The following is a 316-nucleotide window of genomic DNA, read 5'->3' as shown; positions in this document are numbered from 1 at the left end:
TACCATCTGATATTAATTTTGAAATAACTGATGAAGATTTTAAAATTGAGTTTGAAGAGCAAAAAATAAATTATCAATATGAATTGATATCATTGTTAAATAATAAATCTAAACAAAGATTGCATTACTATGATTCGAATAACGAAAGAAGTTTTATTAACAGTATTGTTCAACTTTTTAAAGATGATTTAAAAAATAATAATTATAAAAATATATCTCTATTTAGGAATCCAGTACAAAATGGAATCTTTTATGAATATTATGATGAAGATAGTAATATCAAACGTCAATTTCCTGACTTTGTTTTAGTTTATAA

The 316-nt window shown here is 20.9% G+C and carries 1 protein-coding gene; it reads left to right on the top strand.

The window, feature by feature from the left end:
• Positions 1-316 (top strand): hypothetical protein (locus N9R85_RS03920; protein WP_396888775.1); only part of this gene is annotated, 316 nt, incomplete at both ends.

The sequence above is a fragment of the Mycoplasma sp. CSL7503-lung genome (assembly GCF_025515455.1).
GTDB lineage: Bacteria > Bacillota_I > Bacilli_A > Mycoplasmatales > Metamycoplasmataceae > Mycoplasmopsis.
This window is presented reverse-complemented; position numbering and strand designations above follow the sequence as displayed.